Source organism: Acidovorax delafieldii 2AN, from assembly GCF_000175235.1.
GTDB lineage: Bacteria > Pseudomonadota > Gammaproteobacteria > Burkholderiales > Burkholderiaceae_C > Acidovorax > Acidovorax delafieldii_B.
Genome location: NZ_ACQT01000248.1, coordinates 1 through 5,113 on the forward strand (window position 1 = coordinate 1; position 5,113 = coordinate 5,113).

General features: G+C 65.9%; 5 protein-coding genes. 4 read left to right on the top strand and 1 reads right to left on the bottom strand.

Going from position 1 to position 5,113, the window contains the following annotated elements; genetic code table 11:
• Window positions 1-96: 96 nt before the first annotated feature.
• Window positions 97-1,035 (bottom strand): esterase/lipase family protein, encoded by a 939-nt coding sequence (locus ACDELDRAFT_RS18885; RefSeq protein ID WP_005799622.1) that lies wholly within the window; start codon window positions 1,033-1,035, stop codon window positions 97-99.
• Between the two features lie 161 nt (window positions 1,036-1,196).
• Between ACDELDRAFT_RS18885 and ACDELDRAFT_RS18890 the strand changes: the two genes are divergently transcribed.
• The 4 genes from ACDELDRAFT_RS18890 to lnt form a co-directional block, all read left to right on the top strand.
• Window positions 1,197-1,679, top strand: coding sequence for an Lrp/AsnC family transcriptional regulator (locus ACDELDRAFT_RS18890; RefSeq protein WP_005799623.1), 483 nt, complete (start codon window positions 1,197-1,199; stop codon window positions 1,677-1,679).
• 183 nt (window positions 1,680-1,862) lie between these two features.
• Window positions 1,863-2,591 carry a GNAT family N-acetyltransferase gene (locus ACDELDRAFT_RS18895; RefSeq protein ID WP_005799624.1) on the top strand — a complete coding sequence of 243 codons (729 nt, stop codon included), beginning with the start codon at window positions 1,863-1,865 and terminating at the stop codon, window positions 2,589-2,591.
• A 91-nt stretch (window positions 2,592-2,682) separates the two neighbouring features.
• Window positions 2,683-3,558: an HlyC/CorC family transporter gene (locus ACDELDRAFT_RS18900; protein WP_005799625.1), complete on the top strand. Its 876-nt coding sequence runs from the start codon at window positions 2,683-2,685 to the stop codon at window positions 3,556-3,558.
• On the top strand, window positions 3,558-5,113 hold a 1,556-nt coding region (gene lnt, locus ACDELDRAFT_RS18905; RefSeq protein WP_005799626.1), incomplete at its 3' end, for an apolipoprotein N-acyltransferase. The genes ACDELDRAFT_RS18900 and lnt, both read left to right, overlap by 1 nt.

A 5,113-nucleotide genomic window follows, 5' to 3' on the forward strand; every position in this document is an offset into this window, starting at 1 on the left:
GCCGACGGGCCAGGCCAGCCAGGCCAGCCAGCCCAGCATGGCGGCTGCCGCAGCGCCCGCCAGGGCGGCAACCAGCATCTGGCTGCGGGGCATGCTTTACAAGCCCACCTGTTTCAGGCGGTTGGCATGCTGGCGGTAGAGCGTGACCGGATCGGCGGAGAACCAGTCGCGCAGCCCCACGAGCTGGTTGACTTCGTCGAGATGGTTCTGGCGGTAGTCGCCCAGGTGCTTTCCAAGGCGCGACGAGCAGGCCGACACCAGGCCGTCATTCGCTTCGCCAAACACGAGTCCCAGGATGCCCAGCGGGCCATCGCTCACATCAAACACGTTGGTCAGCGTCTGGGTGCCGGTCCACGAGTAGTAGCGCACGCCGTTCACCAGCTCGGCCCCGCTGCCGCAACCGGTGGGCAGGGCCTGGGGGAAGCGGCGGTTGAAGTCGGCCAGGCCGGCGGTGGTGAGCGAGTCCAGCGCCGCCGTGGGCATTTGCGGCAGGCTGGTGCCGCCCGACACCAGGTTGATGAGGCTGACCAGGGCCGAAGCGGCGCCGCTGGCCACGGCCTCCGATACCGAACCGGCGGGTGCGACGCCGCGCAGGATGTCTGCCACGCGCGAACCCCGGTTCACGCCCCCGATCGAGGTGACCGACGCCACCAGCGAAGGCGCCACGCCGGCCACATAGCGCGTGGTGGGGCCGCCATGCGAGTGGCCGACCAGGTTGACCTTGGGCGCCCCGGTGATGGCCAGGATCGTCTTGACCTGCGCGAGCAACTGCTCGCCGCGCACCTCGGTGCTGTTGGCGGCAGACACCTGCGCCACGAAGACCCGCGCGCCGCCCTGGCGCAGGTTGTCGGGAATGCCGTAGAAATAATCCACGCCCAGCGCCGAGTCAAAGCCGAACAGCCCGTGCACGAGCACGATGGGGTAGCGGGTCTGGGTGTACCCGCTTTGCGCGTGGGCGCTGGCTGCGAGCAGGCAGGCGCAGGCTGTGGCAGCCAGCGCCAGATGGCGCAACAGGCGCCTTGCGAATCCGGTCATGTGTTGTCTCCTGGTATTTTTAGGTTTTTGCAAAATCGAACGACCGTACGTTTTTGCGAAATTCATTGTTCTGCGCGCCCCCGGGTGTCACCATCGGGACATACCCGCAGCCCGGCACGGGCGGCAGCGCAGTTGCGGCCTTGTTCGTAGAATCGTGCGCAATGAACGACGCCAATGCACTGGACAAGCTGGACAAGGCCATCCTGCGCCGCCTGCAGGGCAACGGGCGCGAAACCTACGACGTGATTGGCGAACAGGTGGGCCTGTCGCCGAGCGCGGTGCTGCGGCGCGTGAAGCGGCTTGAGGACAGCGGCGTCATCGACCGCTACGTGGCCCTGGTGCGGCCCGAAGCGGTGGGTCTGGGGCTGACGGCCTATCTCAACGTGCGCCTCGAAAAGCACACCGAAAGCCACAAGCGCAACCCCATGGACCTGTTCCGCGCCAGCGTGCAGACCTGGCCCGAGGTGGTGGAATGCGCCTCGCTTACGGGCGAAATGGACTATCTGCTGCGCGTGGTGGTGGCCGACATGGCGCACTACAGCCGTTTCATCATGGACACGCTGCTCAAGCACCCCAGCGTGCAAGACTGCAAGACGAGTTTCGTGCTCGACCGGGTGAAAGCCACCACGGCCGTGCCAGTGTGAGTCGTGCGTGCGACTCGCCAGAAAGCGGGGCGCACTTGTTTGCTATAAATTGGATAGCTTCTATCGACCATCTGACAAGGACCAGAGTGCTTTCAGATGGACTTATGGAGTCTCGCCCCTATTTTTGTTGCAATGCAGCAAAAATGCTGGCAAGACCCCGGGAAAACCCTTAGAGTTCACCCCATGATCGCAACCAAAGACTGGCTCAAGGCTTCGTGGGACGCAAGCAAGGACATGCTCGCGCCTATCACCCGCCATGGGGCGGACGACGCCCCCGCGCATTCGCCGGTGGTGGTGCCCATCCGCGCGCTGGGCCCTTCATACCGCGAGCGCATCACGGCCCACCTGCTGCAACTGGAGCCGGCCGACCGCTATCTGCGTTTTGGCTATGCTGCCACGGACGAGCAGATCCGGCGCTACACCGACCAGCTTGACTTCGACCGCGACGAGATCTTTGGCATCTACAACCGCCGCCTGGAACTCATTGCCATGGCCCACCTGGCGTTTGCCGACCACCCCGAATACCAGCATTGCGCCGAGTTCGGCGTGTCGGTGCTCAAGCAGGCCCGCGGTCGGGGTTTTGGCGCGCGTCTTTTCGACCGGGCCATCATGCATGCGCGCAACGAGGGGGTGAACATGGTGTTTATCCACGCGCTCACCGAAAACACCGCGATGCTCAAGATCGCGCGCCAGGCCGGGGCCACGGTGCGCCGCGACGGCTCGGAGTCCGAGGCCTACCTGCAGATTCCGCCGGCAGGGTTCGACACGCGCATGGCCGAGATGGTGGGCCAGCAGTTCGCCGAGATGGATTACCGCCTCAAGAAGCAGGCCAAGCAGTTCTGGGATTTTCTGGCCGGTGTCCAGGAAGTGCGCCGGGGCGTGCAGCACGGGCGCCACCAGTCGGCCGAATAAGGCCCGCGCCCGACCGCGGCGAGGGTGTTGTCACGACAATCCGCTATCCTAGGGGTCTGTTCCACTACCGCACGTCCTGCACACCAAGACAGTGTCCGACCCGTATCCCTCGCGCCTGCCCGAAAAGGAAGACAAGCGCACGTTCCTGCAAAAAGTGGCCGAGTTCATCCATCCGGGCCCGGACTCGGCCGAAGAGCTCATCGAGACCCTGGCCGAGGCCGAGGACAACGAGGTCATCGGGGCCGACTCGCGTGTGATGCTGGAGCGTGTCATCCGCATGGCCGACATGACGGCCGGCGATGTGATGGTGGCAGCGCCGCGCATGGACCTGGTCAACATCGACGCGCCCTTCGACGAGCTGCTGCGCCTGGTGATCAACACGGCGCATTCGCGCTTTCCGGTGTACCAGGGCGAGCGGGAAAACATCATTGGCATCCTGATGGCCAAGGACCTGCTCAAGCTGCAGCGGGCACCTGAATTGAACATTCGCGCCCTGCTGCGTCCGGCAGCCTTCGTGCCCGAAAGCAAGGGCCTGAACGACCTGCTGCGTGAGTTCCGCGGCAACCGCAACCATCTGGCCATCGTGATCGACGAATTCGGCCGTGTGGCCGGCCTCGTCACCATCGAGGACGTGCTGGAGCAGATCGTGGGCGAGATCGAGGACGAATTCGACATCCCCGAAGACGAAGGCGACATCTTCGGCCTGGCCGACCACACCTACCGCGTGAGCGGCGACACCCCCATCGAGCGCGTGGCCGAGGCTTTTGGCGTTGCCATGCTGGGCAGCGACCCCGACGAGACCTTCGACACCATCGGAGGGCTGATCGCCCACGAAATGGGCCACGTGCCCAAGCGCGGCGAGCACATGCAACTGGGCGGCCTGCATTTCGTGGTGCTGCACACCAAGGGCGGCGCGGTGCGCTGGTTCAAGGTGTCACGCGTCGAAGAAGACAGCGCGCCTGGCTGATGGTGCCCCCGCAACGCCTGTCGGGGGCGGCACTCGCGCTGCAGGCGTTTGCGGCGGTAGCGGCCGGCGTGGCGCAGGCGCTTTCCCTGGCTTGGCCCACGACTGGACAACCCCAGTGGTGGCTGCAAATTTTGTCCCTGGCGGTGCTCGCCTGGCTGGTGCGCGGCACCACACCCTGGCGCCGGGCTGCGGGGCTGGGCCTGGCGTTTGCCACGGCCTGGCTGGCAGCCACCTTCTGGTGGCTGTTCATTTCCATGCACACCTATGGGGGCCTGGCGGCACCGCTGGCCGTGGCGGCTGTGCTCGGGTTGGCGGCCTTCCTGGGGTCGTACTACGCCGCCGCTTTGGCATTATTTTCGCGTGTGGCGCCTGTCCACCGGGTGTTTGCAGCTATTGTTTTTGCAGCGGCCTGGCTGCTTGCCGAATTGGCCCGTGGCACGCTGTGGACGGGTTTCCCCTGGGGGGCGGTCGGTTATGCGCATGTGCAAGGCCCCCTCAGTGTGCTGGCGCGTTCGGTCGGGGTCTATGGCGTCGGTTTTGTGGCGGCCGTGGTTGCCATGCTGCTGGCGCAAGCGCGCATGGGAGACCTGCGCAGTCTTCGGGCCTGGCTGCTGGTGGCCGTGGGTGGCCTGGTGCTGGCTGGGGCGGGGCTGCAGCGCCACTGCGCCGTCGATCTGTGCCACACGCCCGCCTCGCCGGCGGCGGCGCCCCTCACCTTGGCACTGCTGCAGGGCAATATTCCGCAAGATGAGAAATTCCAGCCCGGCAGCGGTGTGCCCCTGGCCCTGCAGTGGTACTCCGATGCGCTGCAAGCCGCCAGCGCGTCGCTGGTGGTGGCGCCTGAAACGGCCATTCCGCTGCTGCCGCAGCAGCTCATTCCGGGTTATCTCGAAGGGCTGACCGCGCATTTCGGCCAAGGCCCGCAGGCGGCGCTGGTGGGCATTCCGTTGGGCGATGAAGAGCGGGGCTATACCAATTCCGTGCTGGGCATGAAACCCGGGCAGGCGGCGGCTTACCAGTACGACAAGCACCACCTTGTGCCGTTTGGCGAGTTCGTCCCGCCGTTCTTCCGCTGGTTCACGGCCATGATGAACATCCCGCTGGGCGACTTCAACCGGGGTGCGGTCGGGCAGCCGTCCTTTGCCTGGGCGGGGCAGCGCATTGCACCGAACATCTGCTACGAGGATCTGTTCGGCGAAGAACTGGGGGCCCGCTTTGCGGAGCCGGCCAGCGCGCCCACGCTGTTTGTCAATTTGAGCAATATCGGCTGGTTCGGCAACACGGTGGCCATCGACCAGCATCTGCAGATCAGCCGCATGCGTGCGCTGGAGTTCGAGCGCCCCATGGTGCGCGCCACCAACACCGGTGCCACCGCCATCATCGACCACCGGGGCGTGGTCACCCACGCGCTCGAGCGGCACACGCGTGGCGTGTTGAGGGGCGAAGTGCAGGGCCGTGGGCTTGGTGCGCAGGATGGCTGGAACATCACGCCGTATGCGTGGTGGGTGGCCCGGTGGGGCCTGCTGCCGTTGTGGGCCGCCGGGGCCTGCGCACT